Raw genomic sequence first — 20278 nt, 5'->3', positions numbered from 1 at the left:
GGGATGATGACAATGAACGCCAATTTACTCATTCTGGACGGTAATCAGGTTGCCGCAAAAATCAAGGAGCAATTAGAAGCTCGCATATCAAGACTCGCTACAAAAGGAGTCGTCCCTTGCCTGGCCACAATCCTGGTAGGCGACGATCCGGCTTCAACGACTTATGTACGGATGAAAGGCAATGCTTGCAAACGGCTTGGCATCAAATCCATTCGCATTGATTTGCCTGCGGAAACATCAACGGATCAATTGATAGCGACAATAAAACAGCTTAATGAGGATTCAGAGGTTCATGGTATCTTGTTGCAGCACCCAGTCCCTCATCACATTGATGAACGTGCCGCCTTCGACTCTATTTCCATTGACAAGGATGTAGATGGAGTGTCGACACAAAGCTTCGCTCAAAACGCTTTTGGCTTTGCAGCTTTTCCCTCTTGTACGCCGGCAGCTATTATGGCGATTCTGGAGTATTACAAGCTGCCGGTGTCAGGCAAGCACGCGGTAGTCATCGGCAGAAGCCCTATACTCGGCAAGCCCGTTTCCGCTATGCTGCTGAACAAAGATGCAACGGTGACAACGTGTCATTCAAAAACCACCGAATTGGAGCGTTTCGTTCGCTCGGCGGATATTGTCATCGCTGCGGTCGGGAAGCCTAATTTCGTTCAGGGTGACTGGATTAAACCCGGGGCCGTCATCTTGGACGCCGGGTATAATCCCGGGAATATCGGGGATGTGGACTATGAGGCATGCCTTCCGTACGCTTCTGCTATTACTCCTGTCCCTGCCGGAGTTGGTCCTGTTACAATCGCTACCTTGTTGAAGCATACCGTTGACTCGGCTGAGAAAAAACAGGGAATATGAACGTTTGTCCCTGCCTCCAAATGACGAAAGGACATCCCCTGCGAGATTAGCCGCTTTCCATAAAAGAAAAAGTTGGGCGGAAAACATTACGTTTTTCGCTCAACTTTTTTATATAGAACTTTTCAGATACCCTTTTAAAAAAATTCATATAGACCTTCAAAGTAACTCACTTCTTCTCTAGACACCTTGTACCGTGTATAGCCTTCATAGAAAGCATGCAAGAACGCAGGATTATCGTGAAAGTGACTAATGGCTAATGTCTCGTCATACCGGGGGTCCCCAATTGTCATACCTGAAACATCAATAAACATATGTGCTTTACCATCCAATACAAGGACATTGTCCGTTGTACAATCACCATGAACAATGGTTTGAAGGACAGGATCAGGTTTATTGCACTCTAAAAATCGTAATAATTGAGGACTTCCGCTGGTCAATCCGCCCTCGACATATTCTCTTGCAGTTGATAATTGCCTTTTCAGCCAATCTCCATCATTTTGTACTACAGCCGATACTTCCTTCATATGAAATCGATTCAAAAACTGTCCAAAGCTTCGAATTAGTACTAACTTCTCTGACTCAGATTCCGCTTTATGAATAGCAGCAGTCAATGTGCTGCCAGGTTCATAGGACATTAGTAGATGACTACTATGCTTGTCCTCGAAAAAGCCAATGTATTTAGGAAGAGGAATACTCTTTTGCCGGCCCATATCCTTCAACACTTTTGCCTCATTCATCAGCCAGCTTCTATATTTTTCTTTTGTGACACTTTTGAGAATAAAAGAACCTTCAGTTGTCATAATGCGACTTACTTCTGAGGTACATCCTTGTTCATCCAAAATGATTACCTCTGCCATTCGCCCAACGATTTGTTCTATTTGCTGTTTCAAGCTGTGATTAATAATAGTCATGCCCCCTTCAGTACATTAACCCTTATTTCCGACCAGCTTTTCCTCAGCCTCGGGAGCCTCCTCCCCCTGCCACAAAAGCCGCATTTCTTCGCTTGTTGCCAGCAATTCGGACAAGCTGCCTTCCGCCTCGATCCGGCCATCCTTCAAGACGATGATATGATCAGCCTTGGACAGCGCGGCCCTCCGGTGAGATACGGCGATGCAGGTCATATCGGGCTCCTTGAACAAGCCGTCCCATACCCTCTGCTCGGTCTCCACATCAAGCGCGCTAGACAAGTCGTCAAAAATATACAGATCGGCGCCCGTCATCAGCATGCGTGCAGTCGCGGCCCGTTGAATCTGGCCGCCGGACAACATGACGCCTCTTGGTCCAACGGCCGTTTCCAAGCCATTATCCAGATCGCCAATATCCTTATCCAGAACGGATAATGCTATCGCGCGTTCCAGAGCGGACTCGGACTCGCTGTCCTTTTTGCCTACCGTTATATTTTCCCTCAGCGTATCGCTGAACAAGCGCGGAACCTGCGGCGTATACGCAGTATAAGGAGGCATTAGAAAGCTCGACGGATCAACCTCCCGCCCGTTCCAGGCTATGCTTCCTTGCTGCTTGGGCAACAGCCCGAGCAGCGTCCTGACCAGCGTCGATTTGCCCGAGCCGATACGGCCCGTAATGACGAGGAATTGCCCCCGCTTCAGCTTCAGTTTAATATTTTCGATCCCGTTTTCCGAATCGGGATAGCGGTAGGTCAAACCGCTTACCTCCAATTCCCGCAGCTTTTCACCTTCAGCTCGCGGCGTCTCCGTTTCCACGGGCGGGTCCTTATGCAGATAGGTTTCCCGATACTCCATAATGCGGTCCTCTTCTCCCGCACGGAACAGCATCCGCATCCGGTCAAATGAGACCTTCAGCCGCTTATGCTGAAACACCATATAGCCAAACAAAGATATGCTGTAGCCGATATTCATCAGATAGCTTGAAAATAACGCAAAATCGCCTACCGTAAATTGCCCGGCCTTCATCTCGGAAGCGCACATGAGAAGAACAAGCCCGGTGCTGATGCTTAGCACATGCTGGCTGAGCGATTTCATCCATTGCTTGAACAAATCATCCTTAAGCGCCGCCTGACGACGCGTTTCGTTCAAATGCTGAAAGCGTCTGAACACATTATCCACCGCTTGCCCAAGCTTCAACGTTTGCACGGCTCCAAAGGTTTCGGCAATAAAGCTCGTTACCTTCCCTGTCGCTTCGCGGTTTTGCTTTCCATAGCGGCGGGCACGATTTCCCGACAAGTTGTTGATCAGCGTCACCAGCGCAAACGGCAGCAGTGCAACAAGCGTGATTTTCCAGTTAATCGAAGCCATAATGCCGACAGATAGGACAGCGAATACGAACATTCCCCAAAAATCAACCCAGGATTCCACGTATTCAACCGCTTCATCAACATCATCCCGAAACCGGCTCATCGCCTCGCCGGGCGTTGCGGGCAAATTCCTTCCGGGCCAGCGCATAATACCCGCCAGCATATTCGTACGCAGAATGGCTTGAATGTGATAGATATAAGTAATCCATGTATAAAACGCCCCGAAAAATACGCCAACCCGTCCCAGCCTGACAATCGCAATTAGCACCAGCGGTGCGGCCAGCCACATAAACTCCGCGCCTTCAACGGCCACCCGATCAAAAAACTGCTGCATCCCGATACCGATCAGCAGCGGAAGTGAATGAAAGGTGCACCATAACAGTCCGTTTACAAGAAACAAGACCAGTCTGAAACGGAAGAGTCGGCCAATAAATCCCGTAATGGTCATGCAAGCTCCTCCTCTCGTCCGCTTTGCAGAAGTCTGGCGTAATGGGATGATGGATTCCCGGCCAGCTCCTTCCGCGATCCAAATTCCAGTAAACGGCCGTCTCCTACCACCATAATTTTATCGACCTGCTCAAGCGTAGCCAGCCGATGGGCAATGATTACGCCCGTGCTTTGCCGGAGCAGCCGATCTACCCCGGATTGCAGCATCGCCTCCGTTGCGGCGTCTAGCCGGGAGGATGGTTCATCCAATACAATCAGGCTTGGCTTGGCAAGAAACACTCTGGCCAGCGCGAACAGCTGCGCTTCTCCGGCCGACAACGACGAGCCGCTCGCCGACAAATGGGTGTCCAGCCCTTCTGGCTGTGCCAAAATCCACGGACTGAGCCCCAATTGTTCAATCGTCTCCATAATGGCCTCATCGTCCACTTTTTCATTAAACAAGGTCAAATTGTCGCGCAGGGTGCCATCGAACAATTGAACATCCTGTGTCACCATGCCTACCCGGCGATAAAGAGCCGGTAAAGACAGCCCTGCGATATCAACCCCGCCGATGCGAATAACGCCGCTGTCCAGATTGTACAAGCGAAGCAGCACCCGGCTCAGGCTGGACTTCCCGCTGCCTGTTCGCCCGATGATGCCAAGCCGCTCTCCCGGCTTTAGCGAAAACGAAATATTTTGCAGGACAGGCTTATCCTTGTTATAACTAAAGCAAACCTGGTCAAACTCCAGACTAAGCGCACCCTCCGGAAGCTGCTTGTCTTCGCCGTCCTGAATGTCCGATTGCTGAGACAGCAATTCCCGGGAACGCAGCATGCCCGACTTTGCCTTTTGGAATTCCTGCACCTGGTCGCCAAGCCTTTCAATGGGATCATTCAGCATTTGCGTATATTGATAAATCAAATACAGCATGCCCAGGCTGATCTCGCCGAGCATATATGATCGAACGCCCAGCAGCATAACAGCCGTCACCGCCAGCGTAAACAACGAAACCGTTACATTCCAAGGCACAACCCGGAGCATCCATGCTTTTCTTCCTTTTAAAAAGACGGAGCTCATGGCCCGGTAGAAGCGATTCATGACGTAAGGCACATGACCGTTCGCCTGTACGTCTTCAATACCGGCAATCCTTTCTTCGATCAAGCCAAACAGCGTTGCGCTTGCTTCGCGATCATTTTTGGAGGACTGAACACCCAGATTCCGGATAATCATCATTCCCAAAATGGATAAAAGCGTAAATGCCGTCATGACAACAGCAATTGGCACATTAACGGTAAACATAAACCCGAGGATGCCGGCAAGCAATACAAAGCTGCCAATAACCTGCACGATAAACATGGAAAAAAAGTTGGAAATGCTGGATACGTCGCCGTCAATCCGTTCGATCATCTCGCCCGGCGTTTTCCGGTTGTGAAAGCTCATATCCAGCCGCAGGCAATGCCTCAGCAAATCGCCGCGCAGGCGGTTCGTCGTACGCCAGGATACATCACTTCCCAGGTAAGTGACCACAACCCCCATAGTCTGATTAACAACAGCGAGCACAAGAAACAAAGCCGCAAGCTCCAGCAGCTCGGCCATTCCACCGCTTCCCGCCGCCTCATCAATAAACCTTTGAATGACTTGCGGATTTATTAATTGCAGCCCAGTCGTTCCAAGCAGCAATATAAACAACAGTGCGATTCTGCCCTTAACTGGCTTTAAATAGCGCAGCAACCAAAACATAGATATTTTCTGCTGGTCAGCCATGGCAATTCCCCCTTCATTTCGGCAACCACAAAGAATAGTCTATCCGATGTTCAGGCATGCCGCCAGATATAAAACGGTTATAGTTAAACTCACTTGGACGGCAGTCATGAAAAACCAGATGTTTTACCCGACGCGGGCATTTTCCTGAAGCAGGCTTTTCCTGAAGCAGGTATTGTCCTTAAATCAAAGCCCAAAAAGAACAGAAAGTTACATTTTAATGTTTACAAAGGTAACTATAGGTGATAATATGTAATCAAACGGACAGCGGAGGTGTTTGAAATGGCTGATTTGTTTACGGTTGATCAATTGGCTCAAATGCTCGACATGCATCCTAGAACGATCAGAAGATACATCCGGGAAGAGCAGCTCAAAGCATCAAAGGTTGGAGGCGAATGGAGAATACGGAAGGAGGACGCCGAAATGTTCATTGGCAGCAAGCTGGACGAAATCAAGTCAGATGCGATGGACGATATTCAGGCTTTTATCGAAGGAAAAGACAGCGTGGTTGAAGGTCAGCTTCAAGTATGCACGATGCTGGATTGTTACGTTGATACAGAAGAGGCCGTCCACATTTCCGAGATCATCATGCGCCACATGAATCAACCCGACCCTTCCAGAGGAAAAGCGAAGATGCAATATTTTTTCGACGACAATGAACAAAAAGGGCGTTATATCATCTGGGGAACGCCCGCCTTTATCGGCAAAGTCCTTTCAGCCGTTGGCGAAGCCGTGAAGAAATAGATTCAGAAACAGATACGGGCGGCGGCGAATACGCAACTAACTGACCCAATCACCGCTAGCGGACATAAAAGTCCGCTAGCGGTAATTTTTGAGTCTTTTTGCAGATGCAAGAGACATCCATGTCCGCTACAGCAAAGAAACCACGTAATTATAGCTGTTTTACTTATGTAGCGGACATACATTTCCGTTACAGTGACAGCAAAGCTGCTTTTGCACTTCTAACGGACTTTTTTGTCCGGTTAAAAATCGGCGGCACTCAGAACAAATTCGATAACATCCTTTGCGAATCGGTCAGGTTCTTCAAAATGCGGCAGATGTCCGCTCTCCTCATACAGGTTGACTATTCCGTTCCGGACCTCTTTTACAAACGCTTCAGTTTGTTCTTCGCAAATAATAGGATCATGTCTGCCTTTTATCAAAAGAACGGGCATAGGCAATGTTCCTAGCTTCGGAAGCAGCGATTCAAAAATACATCCTTCATCAACCAGCTTGGAAAAATGGATGCTGCTGCGTCTTCCAAACTCCTCCATCTGACTTTCGGAATAAAGTATTGTTTCATAGTTATCGCCGTCGTTTGGCGTATAAACCTTCATCCTGAGCTCGCCTAATCCTTGACTCAGCTTAATAAAGCCATTTAAGGTATCCAGCGGAGATTGATTACCATCCGCCGTTCCCAAGCATTCCCGCGCCTCTTCCGTTTTCCCGATGCTTTCATATAGACTTGCCGCTTTGCGCAGCCAATTTTTTAAAGACTTGCTGAGGTCAAATGAAGGCCCTTCCAAAATGAGACATTCAATGGTATCTGGATGACAACTGGCATAACGCACTCCCAATAAACCTCCAAAAGAGTGCCCCAGCACCGACCACTTCTCAATGCCCAGTTGTTTGCGAAGCTGCTCGCAATCCTCCACCAAATCCTGAAGCCGGAGCGTCTCCTCCTCCTCAATGGCATGGGAGCGCCATACCCCGCGCTGATCAATGCCAATTAATCTAAGCTTCTCGGACAGCTTTTGGGCCTGATGCAGCATAAATTCATAACAGCTTTCTCCTGGACCTCCATGAAGGTATAATAGCGGCGGCGCCTCTTCGTTACCGTGAATTTCCACATATAATCCCTTTCCGTTGACTTCAATCCATTCACCAATCATGTAAGCGCCTCCATTTTTATAGATGTTATGCCGCCATCTTTACGGATGGGATTTTATCATTAACCGTTATAATTAGTCAATATTACCAGCTTTCGATGGACTCTTTTCGCCATAACTGACAAAAAGGATTTGCAGCCTTATAATGGTTTCATACTATCCATATACAGCAATAACCAGGGGGACCTTATGTTATTTCAACCAGTCTACAATAATGGAGAAATGTTTCTTCCAAAAATTGAATTGCCCATGAGAGACAATCAAACCATTGGCGTTATAACGGACTTGAAACGAAGACAATACTTAATGAATCAATTGATGGACCCTTCCCGTTACTATTTGTTCCGGGTTCAACAAAATGAATATATGCGTTTAACCGTAGAAGAGCTCCTAACCTTTCTTATTCATGTATCTGAGCGAAATGAAAGCGCCGATCGGCTTCTGGATTATTTTTCAATAAAAGAGGACCGGAAAACGAAAGTCGGGGCTTTGAGCCCCTCCAAAAAAATGTATGTAACCTTGCTCCGCGTCTACTTTGCCCATCAGCCTACGCTTGTGCTGGAGGAGCCTTTCTTTTTTCTGGAGGAAGGAGACCGCCGCAAATTCAAGGTCATTCTGGACGACCTTTCGAGAGAAAAACAAATCCTGATTCTAACCTCGAATTTGGAGGACGCCCTTATTTCCTGCGATGCCATCTTTCGTATAAATGAGCTTGGCTTTCATCCATTGGATATTCAAGATTCAGACGAGGAGAAACAGGAAACGCCGGAACAGGATTCAGCAAATATAACCCTGCAAAAAATTTATACCAAAAGAAACGGCAAGGTTATTTTATTCAATCCGCCCGAAATTGATTTTATCGAAAGCGTGGAAGGCTCCATTCTTGTTCACGTGGATGGGGAAAATTACGACTGCGCGTTGACGCTGACGGAGCTTGAGCAGAGATTGGCCAATTTCGGTTTTTTCAGATGCCATCGCTCCTATATCGTGAATCTGCAAAAAATAAGAGAGATTATTACCTGGACCAAAAACAGCTACAGCCTCCGGTTGATTACCGGCAAAGATGCCGTAGTTCCGCTATCCCGTTCAAAGCTGCAGGAATTAAAGTCCCTTCTTAACCTTTAATAGCCCCATAATGGCGAATCAGTCAACCATTTCAGGGTACAATTCAGCTCCAAACAGCTACATTTCAGGGGATTTTGATGGCTGACTTCGCGCAATCCCGATATAGTTAAGCCATCAACTCGAAGGAAGTGGTGTTCATGGCTGTTATCCAGGTCGATCATATTCGGAAGAGCTTTGGAAAGAAGGATGCGCTGTCCGATGTATCTTTTTCTATTCCAAAAGGAGAAGTTTTTGGTTTTCTGGGCCCAAGCGGCTCGGGAAAAACAACCTTAATTAAGCTATTAACAGCACAGCTAAATCCAACCAGCGGGCAAGCAAAGGTTTTTAACGAGCCTGCGGAAATGATGCAGAAATCGATTCAGAAAAAACGGTTTGGCATTTTGACAGATAACAGCGGTCTATACGAGCGTTTAACAATAGAGGAAAATCTGGAGCTGTATCGCCAGCTCTACGATCTTCCGGCATCCTCCATTGATAAGGTGCTGCAGTTTGTAAACATGAGCGGAGAGCGCAAAAAGAAATTTAATCAATTGTCCAAAGGAATGCGTCAGCGCATCCAGCTGGCAGCCGCCATTATCCATGAGCCGGAGCTGCTTTTTCTGGATGAGCCTACCTCGGCTCTGGACCCCGTCAACTCGGCTCATATCTACAAGGGCTTGCGCTATTTGAACGAAAACGGAACAACGATTTTTCTGACGACCCATGATATGGCGGAGGCAGAATTGTTATGCAATCGGGTAGCTATTCTGTATAAGGGTCAAATCCAGACCATCGGCTCGCCCAAGGAGCTTAAAAAGCAGCATCGCGAAAACGTCGTTTGCGTTGAATTAGCGAATGGAGAAGCCTACGAGCTCCCCTTCAATGACGAAACCGCTGATAAAATCAATCACTGGATGAAGTCGGGATTAATTGACCGCTTGGAGACAAAAGAACCTACCTTAGGCGATATTTTTATCAAAATGACAGGAAGTGAGCTGCTATGAATATCTCAATAAAGCGCGTGCGAGCCATTTTCGTAAAGGATTATAAGGAGTTTTCGCGCAATTATGCGGTTTCCATTTGCCTCACCTTCCCGCTTATATTTGCTTTTATATTCCGCGGCGCCGGTTCGGACATGTCCCATGCTGCTTTAGCCCAGTCAGCGGGATTTCTTTTTAACGTTTCATTTGTCATTGTGACTTGTTTAGTGCAGGCATGCCTGATCGCCGAGGAGAAGGAGCGCAATACGCTGCGATCCTTAATGATGACTCCGGCTACGACCACGGATGTTTTAATCGGTAAAAGCTCGCTGGCATTTGTTTTGTCGGCCGTTATCCTGGCTATTTCTACGTATATTTTGGGCTATGAGCCTGCGAGCCTGTGGGCGTTTGTTGGCGGCATCGTTTTTTCCACTCTTTTCTACATCGCAGCCGGAACGATCTGCGGTTTATACTCCAAGTCGGTGCTTGAGGCCTCGTTAGCCGTGCTGCCTGTTGGGGTTATATTTACCGGGGCGACCTGGGGTGCGCTTCTGCAGAGCCGTTATCCAATCTTTAAAGTGCTGGACTACATGCCAAGCAGCCAGTTTAATCACTTGCTGGGGTTATCCCCCGACTTTACAATGGGCGATGTCCTGAAGCCCCTTCTTATTATTTTGGCATGGACGATTGTTCTAACGATTGTGGCTGTTATGTTGTACAAGCGGCGCTTAAAGGATGAGTAAACTACAAATTTTCAACACTCAAGCAAGGGCGTGCTTCCAAAGACGTCCTGGGCCAGGGGGGTTCAAATTTCCATGAAAACTGCCGTCAAATTTGTTCAGCATTTCCGGGAACGGGACGCCCGCCTCAGACTGCAGCGGTATTGGGACAAAGTCGCACTCATCACTCAACGAAATTTGGAGGCATGGGATAAGGAGCAGCTGCAAGCGGAATCTCTCCGTCTCAAAGGGGAGGCTTTGGCGGGCACGCCCCTTGACGATTTGCTTATAGATGCCTATGCGCTTGTTTGCGAGGCAGCCAAAAGAACGCTTGGCTTGCAGCCCTATGGTGTTCAAATAATGGCGGCTATCGCGCTGCACGAAAGGTATATGATCGAGCAGCATACCGGCGAAGGCAAAACGCTTTCGGCCGTTATGCCCGCTTATCTGCATGCTTTAACCGGCGAAGGCGTTCATGTGTTGACCTTTAACGATTATTTGGCCAAGCGGGATGCAGAGTGGATGGGCCCGATCTATGGCTTCCTGGGGCTGACGGCCGATGCGGTTCAGGCAGGCATGGACATGCAGCGGAAACGGAGTGCGTATGCCGCGGACATCACCTATGTGACGGCCAAAGAGGCTGGCTTCGATTATTTGCGGGATACAATCGCGCTGGACGAAGCCGATACCGTACACCGCCCCTTCCACTACGTCATCGTCGACGAAGCGGACTCGCTGCTCCTTGACGAAGCACGGGTGCCCCTAGTTATTGCAGGCGATCCCGGCGCCTCCAGCCAAGATAACAATAGCCTTAACAACAGCAAGCCCAACAACCGTAACTTTAATGACAACAGCTTAAACGCCGACAGTAACTTAAGCAGCAGCATTGAAGGCTATAGAAGCAACGACCATAGCTTCGCCGCTGGAAGCAGCGGCTGCGATGGCGAGGTTTTGGCGGAAATAGTCCGGCAGCTTCATGAGGAGCATTACGACTTCGACGAGTTCAAGCGCAACGTTTATTTAAGCGAAGCAGGTTCGGCAAAGGCGGAATCGCTGCTGGGCTGCGGCAACTTATACGAAGCACGCAACGATCAGTTATTAATGTCGTTAAACTGTGCGCTGCATGCGGAGTTGTTATTAAAGAAGGACGTCGATTACATCGTCCGCCACGGCAAAATCGAGCTTATCGACGAATATACCGGCCGCGTAGCGGAAAACAGGCATTTGCCGGAAGGTTTGCAAGCGGCCCTCTACGCCAAAGAAGGGCTGCCGCCCAACACCGTGGGCAGAGTTCTTGGCACCATCACCCTCCAGCACTTTCTTAGCCTGTATCCAAAGATTAGCGGAATGACGGCCACCGCATATGTGTCTGCCATCGAATTTGAAGAGATTTATGGCCTTGAGGTGGTGCAAATCCCGCCAAACCGGGCGAATCAGCGAATTGACTTTCCACATCGGATTTTCACCCATAAGGAAGCTAAATATAAGGCGCTGGTACAGGAAATTAAGGCCATACATGGGTCGGGACGCCCGATACTCATTGGTACATCAAGCGTCGAGGAATCCGACTTGCTGGCGGAGGCGCTGGCCCTCGCCGGTGTCTCTTGTCAGGTTCTGAATGCCAAAAATGATGCCGAAGAAGCCGAAATTATTGCCAAAGCGGGAGAAATCGGCGCTGTGACGGTATCGACGAATATGGCGGGACGCGGCGTGGATATTCGGCTTGGCGGCGGCAATCCCGAGCAAGGCGAAGCCGTCGCCAGGCTGGGCGGCTTATACGTGATTGGCACGCATATGCATCAAAGCGTACGAATCGACAATCAGCTGCGCGGACGGGCTGGCCGCCAGGGCGATCCGGGAGCCTCCGTCTTTTTCGTTAGCCTGGAGGACGAGCTGCTGGTTCAATTCGGCCATGCCATAATGAAGCACAGCCACAGGCAGGATGAAGCGCTCAAGGACGCGGCGCTCCAGGACAAAATCGACCATATCCAGCGTACGATTATGGGCCAAAACTTTCATATCCGGCAGGAGCTGAACAGCTATTCGGATGTTTTGGAAAAACAGCGGCGGGAGTTGTACGGCGAGCGGCTCCATATTTTAAAGGGAAAAGTTATTATGAGTCCATCAGAACAGCGGGTCCGGCTTTTTTTCATCGACAAGTTTTGGGCCGATCACTTGGCTTACGCTTCCTACATTCGGGAGAGCATCCATCTGACTGGCCTGATGAAGCACAATCCGATTGACGAATTTCAAGAGCAAATCATGAGGGCCTACGAGCAAATTCCGGCAGGATTACAAAGGGAAACAGCGGATATGCTCGCCAAGCTTGGAGGCTCCAATGATCCTGCCCTTTGGGATCAATTCGGGCTGAAGAATCCTCCCTCCACCTGGACCTACATCATGAATGATCAATATCAGGATCACCTGCTGAACCGCGGCTCATGGACCCACGGCACAATGCTTGCTTATCTGCTGCGCCGCTTGGCAAGGCCGATTTTTGGGTTGTCGAAGTTTTGACCAGCCCTAATAGAAGCACGACTGCGCCTAGAACCGGGAGCGCAGTCCGTTCAAAAACAGCTTGGCCGAGAACGGTACGAATGAAGATGCGAAGCAGCGAAATATAGCTCAATTGCCGGACCACTCTCTTCATACCCGTTGCTTCTCATCCACTCTGGCGTTTTCCTCCCTCTATGTTCCGCGTAAAGCTTGCTGTATTCTCTCTACTCCATTAACTCCATCATGCTGGTTAGCTTATTGCTTTTTAATGTCCGTGCAATTTCCTCAAGCGTAAGGTTGCTTGGTCCAATAAAGGAGCTGTCTTTTACAGAATAGAAGGAAAATGTATTTAATGTGTGGAATAATTTAGTAGGTTAAATAGAGGAGGATTACAGAGATATGAGTTCTTATGACGTAGATATCGGCAAGTTGATTAGTGGGAGACGTGAATTGGAAGGCAGCGGGACCTATATTATCTGTTCACCTGATAAGGAGATTGTGGAAGTTAGTACAAAACCCGAAACCGGAATATTTGTCAGCTCAAAAGACATAGAAGATGCTCTTTATGATTTTTGCAAGTCTGCTATAAACGAATATATTGCAGAAGGCAACAACCAGGATGTCTACACCTTTTCCATTTTTACAGACACAGCTTACGGCAGTTACGTTATTTACATTAACAATGTGGAATCATTAAACCAAAGTGTGGATGAAGCCTATCTCCGATACCAAGAGAAATTTCATGAGAATGGTGATGAAGACTACAACCAGAGCCGCGAGCACCTATACGACCAATTTAAACATGCCGAAGGCGATTATCCCTTTATGTATGAGGAAATGCCGGAGCGTCTTGAAAATTGGCTGGCTATTCTCAGTCAAATCATTGAAGGAGAACCTCAATATCTCGATATTGCTGAGCCTTATTTTTTCGAGAAAAGCATTATCGACTCCCAGCTTTTTCTGATTGCTATTGATGTCATTCATCGGCTGGTTGAAGATTTCAAACAATTGGATCAAACTGAAGATTTTATTGCATACGTATCTGCGGCCGATGGCGTTGGCGGCGACTACTTGACCACTAGCCAATTGATTCGAAAATGTGTAAGCGAGGATCAATTGTATCGTGCTATGCCGGAAGTGAAAAAGAAAGATATGGCCTTTAGGTCTGCTATCGCAGCGGTCAAGCAGAAGCCGCTTCGCGAACAAGTTCAGCATTGGGTTACCGTTATTGAAGAAGGCGAATTCGGCGAAAACAGCGTGCATAGTTTCTGGAAAACCGATTATGAATCCTATGAGCAATTAGTAGAACTCGGCCACACGGCAGTGCCTTACATTCAAGAAAATATGCACAGAGAAAAATCTATTCTTGAGATCGTGTTAGCTGATTTGGAAAACTAACAGCTACCCGCACAAAAAAAGGCTGTCCGAAAAAGTCAAGCGGAATGAATCATTATTCAGCAGGGACAGGTTTGCTGAATAATGATTCACCTGATTCACCGTAACAGACTTTTTGGACGGTCGTATTTTATTTATAAAAGGATGATACGTCATAATGACAGAACCGCAGCGCTTGAATTGCATGAAATGCCGCCATTATTATGTAACTTGGGACCCTGGCGCGCCTAGAGGCTGCAGAGCCTTTGGATTTAAATCGCAGGCAATGCCAAGCCAGCTAGTGTTGGCCTCCTCCGGAAAGCCATGCATGAACTTTGAAGCTAAAGGCAAGGAATAAGGGAAAACACCCTCCTTCATAAGAAGCGTGAAATTGTACAATAAAATAAATCAGTACATAATAAATTTTAAGAAAGAAAACCCCAAGAACGTTAAAATTACAACATTCTCAGGGTTCGCTATTCGTTCTTTTCTTTTTACTCCGATTCAATAATAATGTCCTTCAGCTTGAGGTTAACCGGATTTGCGAGCGAATCGCCAACCGGGCATTTGCTCTCCAGAAATTTAACGAACTCCTCCACCTTTTCCTTTGGCGAATCGGTTTTAATTCTGAAGGTATACCGAATGTCGGAATAGCCTGGCCGCACATCGGACTTGTTGAAGAAGCCGTCCAGGTCAATATCGCCTTCTACGTCCACGAAGAAATCCTTGAGCTCAACGCCAAATTTAGGGGCGTACACTCTGGCAACGATTGACTGACATGCACCCAGCGAGGCCAGCAAAGCTTCGACCGGATTCATGCCCGTATCGGTTCCTCCCAGACTTTTGGGCTCGTCAATAATAAACTCGAAGTTCCGGGATGCTACTTTCACCTGAACTCCTTCTTGCAAATGCGCAGATGCTTTAAAGGTTTGCGGGGTAGCCATTGAAAAGTCTCCTTTTGCCGATTCATTTTTGCTTTATTTCCAAGTTATTCGCTATGATTAGTTTAAATAAATTCTTCCAGCCTGTCAATCTATAATATTCAACTATTTTATGATTTACAACATTTTCTAAATATGGTACGATTATTTTGAAAACGTTTTCATTTTATTTAATAATGACCTATGCAAAGCTTGCTTCCTGCAGCATTGCCGCTGGTCGCGAAAGGGGGAGGCCGCCACAGTATTGAGAGGCGTTACATTTCAATAGTAGCAAGTTGATTAGCTGCTAAGAGAGTAACAGAACTAAGACATTTAGAGTTCACTCCAATCTGCAAGGCCAAAACATCTATTATTAAGGAGGAAAAGTGAAATGAAAAAACTTATGATTCTTGTTTTACTCATTGCGCTGCTCGTCCCATCGATGTCCTACGCCCAATCGTCAACGCAAAATACAAATGGTGTATCCCCGCTGTCTACTGGCGGAACGATCATTCCGGCACCTCAGGGATACGACGCCTACCGTCCCAATATTGCTCGCGGAAATGTACAACAAATATCCTACTACTCTTCAACCGTAGGTAAAATGCGAAACGCTATGGTTTATACGCCTCCTGGCTATAATCCATCACAAACCTATAATGTTCTCTACTTGCTGCACGGCATTGGCGGAGATCAATATGAATGGCTTAACGGGATGAATCCTAGAAACATTTTGGACAACCTGTATGCCGACAACAAGCTGGAGCCGATGATTGTTGTTTTCCCGAATGGCCGCGCCATGTGGGATGATCGTCCAATCGGCGATATTTTTGCACCGGACAAGGTGGCCGCCTTTGAAACCTTCGAATTTGATCTGATTAACGACCTCGTTCCTTACATTGACAACAACTTCCCGGTATATGCAAATGCTCAAAATCGCGCTTTGGCCGGTCTGTCGATGGGCGGCGGACAATCGCTGAACTTCGGGCTAAAGCATCTGGACAAGTTTACCTGGATCGGCGCATTTTCATCCGCTCCCAATACAAAATCGGCGTCGCAGCTTATCCCCAACCCGGCCCAAACGGCCAGTAAGCTGAACCTGCTCTGGCTGTCATGTGGAGCTTCCGACTATCTGTTATGGGTAAGCCAAAACTTCCATAACAGCGTGGATGCCATGAATGTTCCTCATATGTGGTATCTGGATGTCGGAGGACATGAAGGAAAGGTTTGGAGCAGCGGGCTCTATCAGTTCGCTCAGCGCATTTTCAAATAGATTTATAACAGCATCAAGGGGCTGTCCAAAAGTCTGTTACGAAGAATAATGATCCAGCAAACCGGTCCCTCCCGGAAAAGGGTGTCTTGGAAGCTCAAACATTTTTGTCCGCTTTTTTTGATCCTGTGTTTAGTGGAAAAAGCGGACAAAAAAACTCGCCCTCAAGTCACCCTTTCCCGTCCGGTCCTCTCTGCTGAATAATTATTTACAGACTTTTTGAACAGCCCCTGTTGCATAATCCTGCTAGGGTATAAAATGTGATTTACCCTTAATCTATAATCTTGGCCTGCGGTTCACCGTGGGTAACTGGTATCATCCACTGGTAATGGGTCTTGTCGTGAAGCTGATACCGCTCTATATTAGGAGCTGCCGGCTGGAATCCAAACGATTGCAGGATCAGCATCAGACTAAAGCAAGCGTAGGGATCGGTTGACAAGCAATCCAGTGTTACGAATAATGTCGGGGGGATGATCTCAAGCTCGGCATCAAGCCCCGCTTCATCTATCCATTCGCCAGAATGGGCAGACTTCATAGCCAGGCGAAAACCTACTTTGCCTAACATCTCATTCCCGATTACCCGCTCGTGCCGCACATAGGCCTCCTTTGCCTGCAAAAGTCCCCGCTTTTCCAGGAAAGCCGCGCTTTCATCTATCGCCTGTGCAAAAGGACTCGCCTGACGCTTGACGCGATGCCGGAACCACAGCATTTTTGTAGGCTGAGACCATCGCACTAACCGGATATGCTCGTCCACGGAATCTACGCCATCCAGATACTGTTTGGCTACATTCAGCGCCAGCAGCTTCGCATCGACGTCCTGTCGCCACTTTCGCAGCCAATCGGCTTGAGCTTCAGCATCCGCAGCAAAATAATGACGTATCTCGCTTAAGCCGATTCCCGCTTGGCGCAATGTATGGATCTTTAAAGCACTCGGAACCTGATCCTCCCGGTAATAGCGATAGCCATTATCCGCGCGATGACTCGGCTGGAGCAGCCCTTCTTTTTCATAATAACGAAGCGTGCTGGCAGGAAGACCCGTCCGCTCGGAAAAGCTCTGAATCGTCATATTTCCTTTCAACGGTTCCTCCTCCTGACACTTCATTTATTTTTTAATTCTATTTCTCAATAATAGCTCCACACATTCAGACGATTGCCGTCCGGATCGTAGAAATGGAAGCCCTTCCAACGCTCACCGACAATGTCCGATACCTCAATTCCTTGTTCCTTCAACCATTCGTTTTTCTTATACAGGTCCTTTTGCTCTTTAATCTGAAAATACAATCTGGCGCCGGGATTGGCTTTTTTCGATAATTGCTCGCTATCCACCTTTTCCAGCCAGGCAAAATCCCAAGCTTCGCGCATTAATGCAAATCCGCGATCCTGAAAATTTTTGTTGGAACTTGTCCAGCCGCATATCCGCGAATACCATTCAATTGAAGCATCCAGATCAGACACGCCCAGCCACAATGGCTTAGCTGCATATTGAATGACACGCGATTCCGGGAATTTCCCCTCCAGCTTTTTGTCCTCGCTTAAGGTTAGACGAACATTTCCGAATGCGAAAATATCGGCTGAACGTGTTCTGTCCGGCATCTTTACCGGCGTGCTGCATGTAACGCCTTGACGATCGAAATAGTCCAATGTCTGGTCCAGATTAGCTGTGCGGAAGCAAAATCTGCAAGTACCCTCATGATAATCCTCGGACGTAAAGTGGCTTAAATCGCTTTCAAACGTTTTTAAATTGGCTTGTCCGGTACCAGGCATTTTGAAAAAAGCCTTCCTTCCAACTGGCGGCCCTTCGCCCCTACCGATTAACGTCCAGCCCATTTTTTCACCATACCATTCAACTGCTTCATCGAATTGATCCCAAGGCACCATAATAAAACCGCCGTCAAACGTCATTCTAGTATCTGTCATTGATACGCCCTCCACTTTGTTATGTATTCCCGGGTAAGACCATCATACACCTTAAAGCAGCTTTAAGGTCAAGGGGTATTTTTCCAGCAATGCTACTATTACACTCTCCGATGCCTGACGGGTACTTTCAGGCAAGAGTTTTAAAAAAACCTTTATGTGATAGTTAGTTCATATACCTTGGGATGCAGGCCATGAAGACTAAGACTGTACATATCGATTAACTGCAATCCGTTTTTTTCGGCTCCCCTAGCTATTTCCTCATGACAATCCGTAAGCAGCACGATCCGCCCCGACGGCTTTAGTATTCGTTTGGCCTCCGACAAAAATCTTATATAAAGCTTTTGAACGTCCCCTACTGCAATTTGCTTATTCCAGGGGGGATTGCATACAATGATGTCTACGCTTGCAGACTTGGACGGCATTTTTGTTGCATCAGCATGAAATACGATCACTTTGCCCCTTCCATTTTTTTCAGCCGTCCATACAGCCCTTTCCTCCATATCGCTCGCCATAATTCTTCTTGCGGGAAAGGCAGCCCGTTCATTCGATATCGTTCCCGAGCCGCAAAACGGGTCATAAAAAACATCATTTTTGCATGGTTTGCTTATTCTGACAAGCGCGGCTGCAACCGTTGGTCTGATGCCCCCTTTTAAAAATATCCGGTCATTGCCTCGAAAACGGAACTCGGCATTCGTCAGCTTAATCGAGATTCTGCAGGCTTGCCCATCAATATCGGCGCGAATAAATAAAGCATCGGCGTCTTTTGGAGCATGTTTAAATCCGTGTTTCTCCAGGGTTTTTTCAATGCTTTTGATCATATCAAACCGTGAATAAGCATGTTCTCCTCTTCTGCTGGCGCTTGCGCAAATTCCACTTGATGACTCCGAATATTGAAAGGCAAGCCGTTTCCAGTGCAATTTATCAATGGAAGCAGCAAGCTGAGTTAAGTCCGATTTATGCGGTCCAATCTGGAACTCCGCCAGAATTCTATATATATTGTCGGCGCAGCGCAGCTTTATCAGTTGTGAGGGATCTCCCGTCGCATGGAATATGACCTTGCCTCGTTCACATTTTATCCCCCGCGCTTTAATGCCCAGCGCTTCAATTTCTTCTGCAAGAACCGCTTCCAGCCCGCATGCAACCGTTGCGAAAAAATAAGTATTCATGCCCTTATCATACAAACCAGCATTTATGAAAAATATGGCTTGTATATGTTAAGCTATTTTCGGCATAAATGTTGAACCCTGGCTCGCTGGTTCCTTTATAGTGTTCCAAATGCTACGATCAAGGCCAGAACTATAAAAAAGATATTTACGCCAAGCTCCCGGTACTCTTTTAGCCAAATATGAAACAGCATTCCAAGCAGTACGAACAACTCATGAAGCCCGTTCTCCAGACCATGAGTGACTGGGGAGCTGGGCATGTCCAACATATGCAGAAGCTATATGGCGAAGCAGAGACAAGTCCAACCGATCTTCAGAAAACGGATTACTTGCGCTAATCGTTTCTGTACTAATCGCACGCTAAAAAAGCCCGCAAAGATCGCGGGCTTAGAAGAGTGAATGAAGTTCGCATATTCTCGAAACAATGTAAATCATTCCATATTAATACCACAATTCTTTAAATGATTTATTATGTTTTCATATGAATGATCATTCCAAATAATAACATAATATTTTTCCCTGTTTAATTTCTGTAATGCACCAAGTCGATGATTGCCGTCATGTAATCTAAAATTCCCATTTTCAATGTTCACAATCAAAGGAGGCATGTCCCATCCGGATTCTAATCTACTGCAAATTTGATCAATGTTATAGTTCCACCAATTAATATCCTCTACATATTCCAAATGTTCTTCTGGTCCAACTATTCTTTCCAGATATTTTATGTCAATTTCAATAGGTCCTAACCAATATCTTTTTTCCTTTTTTAATCCTTCTGACATGACTATATTGTCGCCTTCTCCATTTAAAAAAAGATGAACCCACGTTTCAATATCATTGGCTTGAGCATATTCATTAGCAGCGCTTAATGTAAAAGCATTCATCTGTCTTCCTCACCTTCAATTTAAGCTTCTATTCTGCTATTGATTATGCAATAGAACCCCAATAAAACGGAAGGTTAGATTTAAATTAAAGCGTTCTTTACTGCTCAATACGTATCTTGTTCCGTTAGTTTAGCTTCCCGTAGGCTAATGACGATAAACGTGAATGAATTCCGAATGAGAGAGCAACATTTCAAAAGTAGCCTTGCAATATAATTAGCCATGAATTCCAAACAAGGAGATGA

At 47.0% G+C, this 20278-nt stretch carries 18 protein-coding genes; 9 read left to right on the top strand and 9 right to left on the bottom strand.

All coding sequences use genetic code 11. The annotated features are described in order from the left end of the window. The first annotated feature begins 12 nt into the window (after window positions 1-12). Window positions 13-861: a bifunctional 5,10-methylenetetrahydrofolate dehydrogenase/5,10-methenyltetrahydrofolate cyclohydrolase gene (locus tag A7K91_RS25825; RefSeq protein WP_068687353.1), complete on the top strand. Its 849-nt coding sequence runs from the start codon at window positions 13-15 to the stop codon at window positions 859-861. Between the two features lie 134 nt (window positions 862-995). Here A7K91_RS25825 and A7K91_RS25820 read toward each other — a convergent pair whose 3' ends face one another. From A7K91_RS25820 to A7K91_RS25810, 3 genes are read right to left on the bottom strand one after another with little or no spacing between them, the layout of a single operon-like run. Beyond that, window positions 996-1772, bottom strand: a complete 777-nt coding sequence (locus A7K91_RS25820) for a phosphotransferase family protein (RefSeq protein ID WP_245697823.1) — start codon at window positions 1770-1772, stop codon at window positions 996-998. 15 nt (window positions 1773-1787) lie between these two features. Next, on the bottom strand, window positions 1788-3581 hold the full coding sequence (locus tag A7K91_RS25815) for an ABC transporter ATP-binding protein (protein ID WP_068687352.1): 1794 nt from the start codon (window positions 3579-3581) through the stop codon (window positions 1788-1790). Then, on the bottom strand, window positions 3578-5323 hold the full coding sequence (locus A7K91_RS25810) for an ABC transporter ATP-binding protein (RefSeq protein WP_068687351.1): 1746 nt from the start codon (window positions 5321-5323) through the stop codon (window positions 3578-3580). Before A7K91_RS25810 ends, A7K91_RS25815 begins: the two co-directional genes overlap by 4 nt. 279 nt (window positions 5324-5602) lie before the next feature. On the opposite strand from A7K91_RS25810, the gene A7K91_RS25805 reads away from it, so the two are divergent. Beyond that, complete coding sequence (locus tag A7K91_RS25805; protein WP_068687350.1) at window positions 5603-6064, top strand: helix-turn-helix domain-containing protein; 462 nt, start codon at window positions 5603-5605, stop codon at window positions 6062-6064. 239 nt (window positions 6065-6303) lie between these two features. Here the strand turns inward: A7K91_RS25805 and A7K91_RS25800 are convergent, their stop codons facing one another. Next, window positions 6304-7212: an alpha/beta fold hydrolase gene (locus tag A7K91_RS25800; protein WP_068687349.1), complete on the bottom strand. Its 909-nt coding sequence runs from the start codon at window positions 7210-7212 to the stop codon at window positions 6304-6306. Window positions 7213-7398: 186 nt separating this feature from the next. Here A7K91_RS25800 and A7K91_RS25795 point away from each other — a divergent pair, with 186 nt between their 5' ends. The 6 genes from A7K91_RS25795 to A7K91_RS25770 all read left to right on the top strand — a co-directional run bounded on the left by A7K91_RS25795 (window position 7399) and on the right by A7K91_RS25770 (window position 14240). After that, a complete protein-coding gene (locus A7K91_RS25795; RefSeq protein ID WP_068687348.1) occupies window positions 7399-8334 on the top strand; it encodes a LytTR family transcriptional regulator DNA-binding domain-containing protein in 936 nt (311 codons plus the stop codon). A 137-nt stretch (window positions 8335-8471) separates the two neighbouring features. Continuing rightward, window positions 8472-9317, top strand: coding sequence for an ABC transporter ATP-binding protein (locus A7K91_RS25790; RefSeq protein WP_068687347.1), 846 nt, complete (start codon window positions 8472-8474; stop codon window positions 9315-9317). Beyond that, window positions 9314-10036, top strand: a complete 723-nt coding sequence (locus tag A7K91_RS25785; RefSeq protein ID WP_068687346.1) for an ABC transporter permease — start codon at window positions 9314-9316, stop codon at window positions 10034-10036. Before A7K91_RS25790 ends, A7K91_RS25785 begins: the two co-directional genes overlap by 4 nt. 72 nt (window positions 10037-10108) lie before the next feature. Then, window positions 10109-12529: a preprotein translocase subunit SecA gene (locus A7K91_RS25780; protein ID WP_082967752.1), complete on the top strand. Its 2421-nt coding sequence runs from the start codon at window positions 10109-10111 to the stop codon at window positions 12527-12529. 378 nt (window positions 12530-12907) lie between these two features. Then, window positions 12908-13906, top strand: a complete 999-nt coding sequence (locus tag A7K91_RS25775; protein WP_068687345.1) for a DUF4303 domain-containing protein — start codon at window positions 12908-12910, stop codon at window positions 13904-13906. A gap of 154 nt (window positions 13907-14060) precedes the next feature. Continuing rightward, a complete protein-coding gene (locus tag A7K91_RS25770; RefSeq protein WP_068687344.1) occupies window positions 14061-14240 on the top strand; it encodes a uracil-DNA glycosylase in 180 nt (59 codons plus the stop codon). A 136-nt stretch (window positions 14241-14376) separates the two neighbouring features. Here the strand turns inward: A7K91_RS25770 and A7K91_RS25765 are convergent, their stop codons facing one another. After that, entirely contained in the window at window positions 14377-14826 is a 450-nt protein-coding gene (locus tag A7K91_RS25765) for an OsmC family protein (protein ID WP_068687343.1), read from the bottom strand. A gap of 367 nt (window positions 14827-15193) precedes the next feature. On the opposite strand from A7K91_RS25765, the gene A7K91_RS25760 reads away from it, so the two are divergent. After that, window positions 15194-16075, top strand: a complete 882-nt coding sequence (locus A7K91_RS25760) for an alpha/beta hydrolase (RefSeq protein WP_068687342.1) — start codon at window positions 15194-15196, stop codon at window positions 16073-16075. A gap of 268 nt (window positions 16076-16343) precedes the next feature. Here the strand turns inward: A7K91_RS25760 and A7K91_RS25755 are convergent, their stop codons facing one another. The 4 genes from A7K91_RS25755 to A7K91_RS25740 all read right to left on the bottom strand — a co-directional run bounded on the left by A7K91_RS25755 (window position 16344) and on the right by A7K91_RS25740 (window position 20036). Continuing rightward, complete coding sequence (locus A7K91_RS25755; protein ID WP_068687341.1) at window positions 16344-17150, bottom strand: helix-turn-helix domain-containing protein; 807 nt, start codon at window positions 17148-17150, stop codon at window positions 16344-16346. Between the two features lie 44 nt (window positions 17151-17194). Then, window positions 17195-17989, bottom strand: a complete 795-nt coding sequence (locus A7K91_RS25750; RefSeq protein WP_068687340.1) for a VOC family protein — start codon at window positions 17987-17989, stop codon at window positions 17195-17197. Window positions 17990-18141: 152 nt separating this feature from the next. After that, window positions 18142-19155 (bottom strand): methyltransferase, encoded by a 1014-nt coding sequence (locus A7K91_RS25745; protein WP_068687339.1) that lies wholly within the window; start codon window positions 19153-19155, stop codon window positions 18142-18144. 428 nt (window positions 19156-19583) lie between these two features. Continuing rightward, window positions 19584-20036, bottom strand: a complete 453-nt coding sequence (locus tag A7K91_RS25740) for a ParB N-terminal domain-containing protein (RefSeq protein ID WP_068687338.1) — start codon at window positions 20034-20036, stop codon at window positions 19584-19586. Window positions 20037-20278 lie beyond the last annotated feature (242 nt).

The organism is Paenibacillus oryzae, from assembly GCF_001675045.1.
In the GTDB taxonomy this organism is placed as follows: Bacteria; Bacillota; Bacilli; order Paenibacillales; family Paenibacillaceae; genus Pristimantibacillus; species Pristimantibacillus oryzae.
This window is presented reverse-complemented; position numbering and strand designations above follow the sequence as displayed.

Coding starts and splice junctions, on each gene's coding strand:
- A7K91_RS25825 (WP_068687353.1), top strand. CDS start 13: ATGAACGCCAATTTACTCATTCTGGACGGTAATCAGGTTGCCGCAAAA.
- A7K91_RS25820 (WP_245697823.1), bottom strand. CDS start 1,772: ATGACTATTATTAATCACAGCTTGAAACAGCAAATAGAACAAATCGTT.
- A7K91_RS25815 (WP_068687352.1), bottom strand. CDS start 3,581: ATGACCATTACGGGATTTATTGGCCGACTCTTCCGTTTCAGACTGGTC.
- A7K91_RS25810 (WP_068687351.1), bottom strand. CDS start 5,323: ATGGCTGACCAGCAGAAAATATCTATGTTTTGGTTGCTGCGCTATTTA.
- A7K91_RS25805 (WP_068687350.1), top strand. CDS start 5,603: ATGGCTGATTTGTTTACGGTTGATCAATTGGCTCAAATGCTCGACATG.
- A7K91_RS25800 (WP_068687349.1), bottom strand. CDS start 7,212: ATGATTGGTGAATGGATTGAAGTCAACGGAAAGGGATTATATGTGGAA.
- A7K91_RS25795 (WP_068687348.1), top strand. CDS start 7,399: ATGTTATTTCAACCAGTCTACAATAATGGAGAAATGTTTCTTCCAAAA.
- A7K91_RS25790 (WP_068687347.1), top strand. CDS start 8,472: ATGGCTGTTATCCAGGTCGATCATATTCGGAAGAGCTTTGGAAAGAAG.
- A7K91_RS25785 (WP_068687346.1), top strand. CDS start 9,314: ATGAATATCTCAATAAAGCGCGTGCGAGCCATTTTCGTAAAGGATTAT.
- A7K91_RS25780 (WP_082967752.1), top strand. CDS start 10,109: ATGAAAACTGCCGTCAAATTTGTTCAGCATTTCCGGGAACGGGACGCC.
- A7K91_RS25775 (WP_068687345.1), top strand. CDS start 12,908: ATGAGTTCTTATGACGTAGATATCGGCAAGTTGATTAGTGGGAGACGT.
- A7K91_RS25770 (WP_068687344.1), top strand. CDS start 14,061: ATGACAGAACCGCAGCGCTTGAATTGCATGAAATGCCGCCATTATTAT.
- A7K91_RS25765 (WP_068687343.1), bottom strand. CDS start 14,826: ATGGCTACCCCGCAAACCTTTAAAGCATCTGCGCATTTGCAAGAAGGA.
- A7K91_RS25760 (WP_068687342.1), top strand. CDS start 15,194: ATGAAAAAACTTATGATTCTTGTTTTACTCATTGCGCTGCTCGTCCCA.
- A7K91_RS25750 (WP_068687340.1), bottom strand. CDS start 17,989: ATGACAGATACTAGAATGACGTTTGACGGCGGTTTTATTATGGTGCCT.
- A7K91_RS25745 (WP_068687339.1), bottom strand. CDS start 19,155: ATGAATACTTATTTTTTCGCAACGGTTGCATGCGGGCTGGAAGCGGTT.
- A7K91_RS25740 (WP_068687338.1), bottom strand. CDS start 20,036: ATGAATGCTTTTACATTAAGCGCTGCTAATGAATATGCTCAAGCCAAT.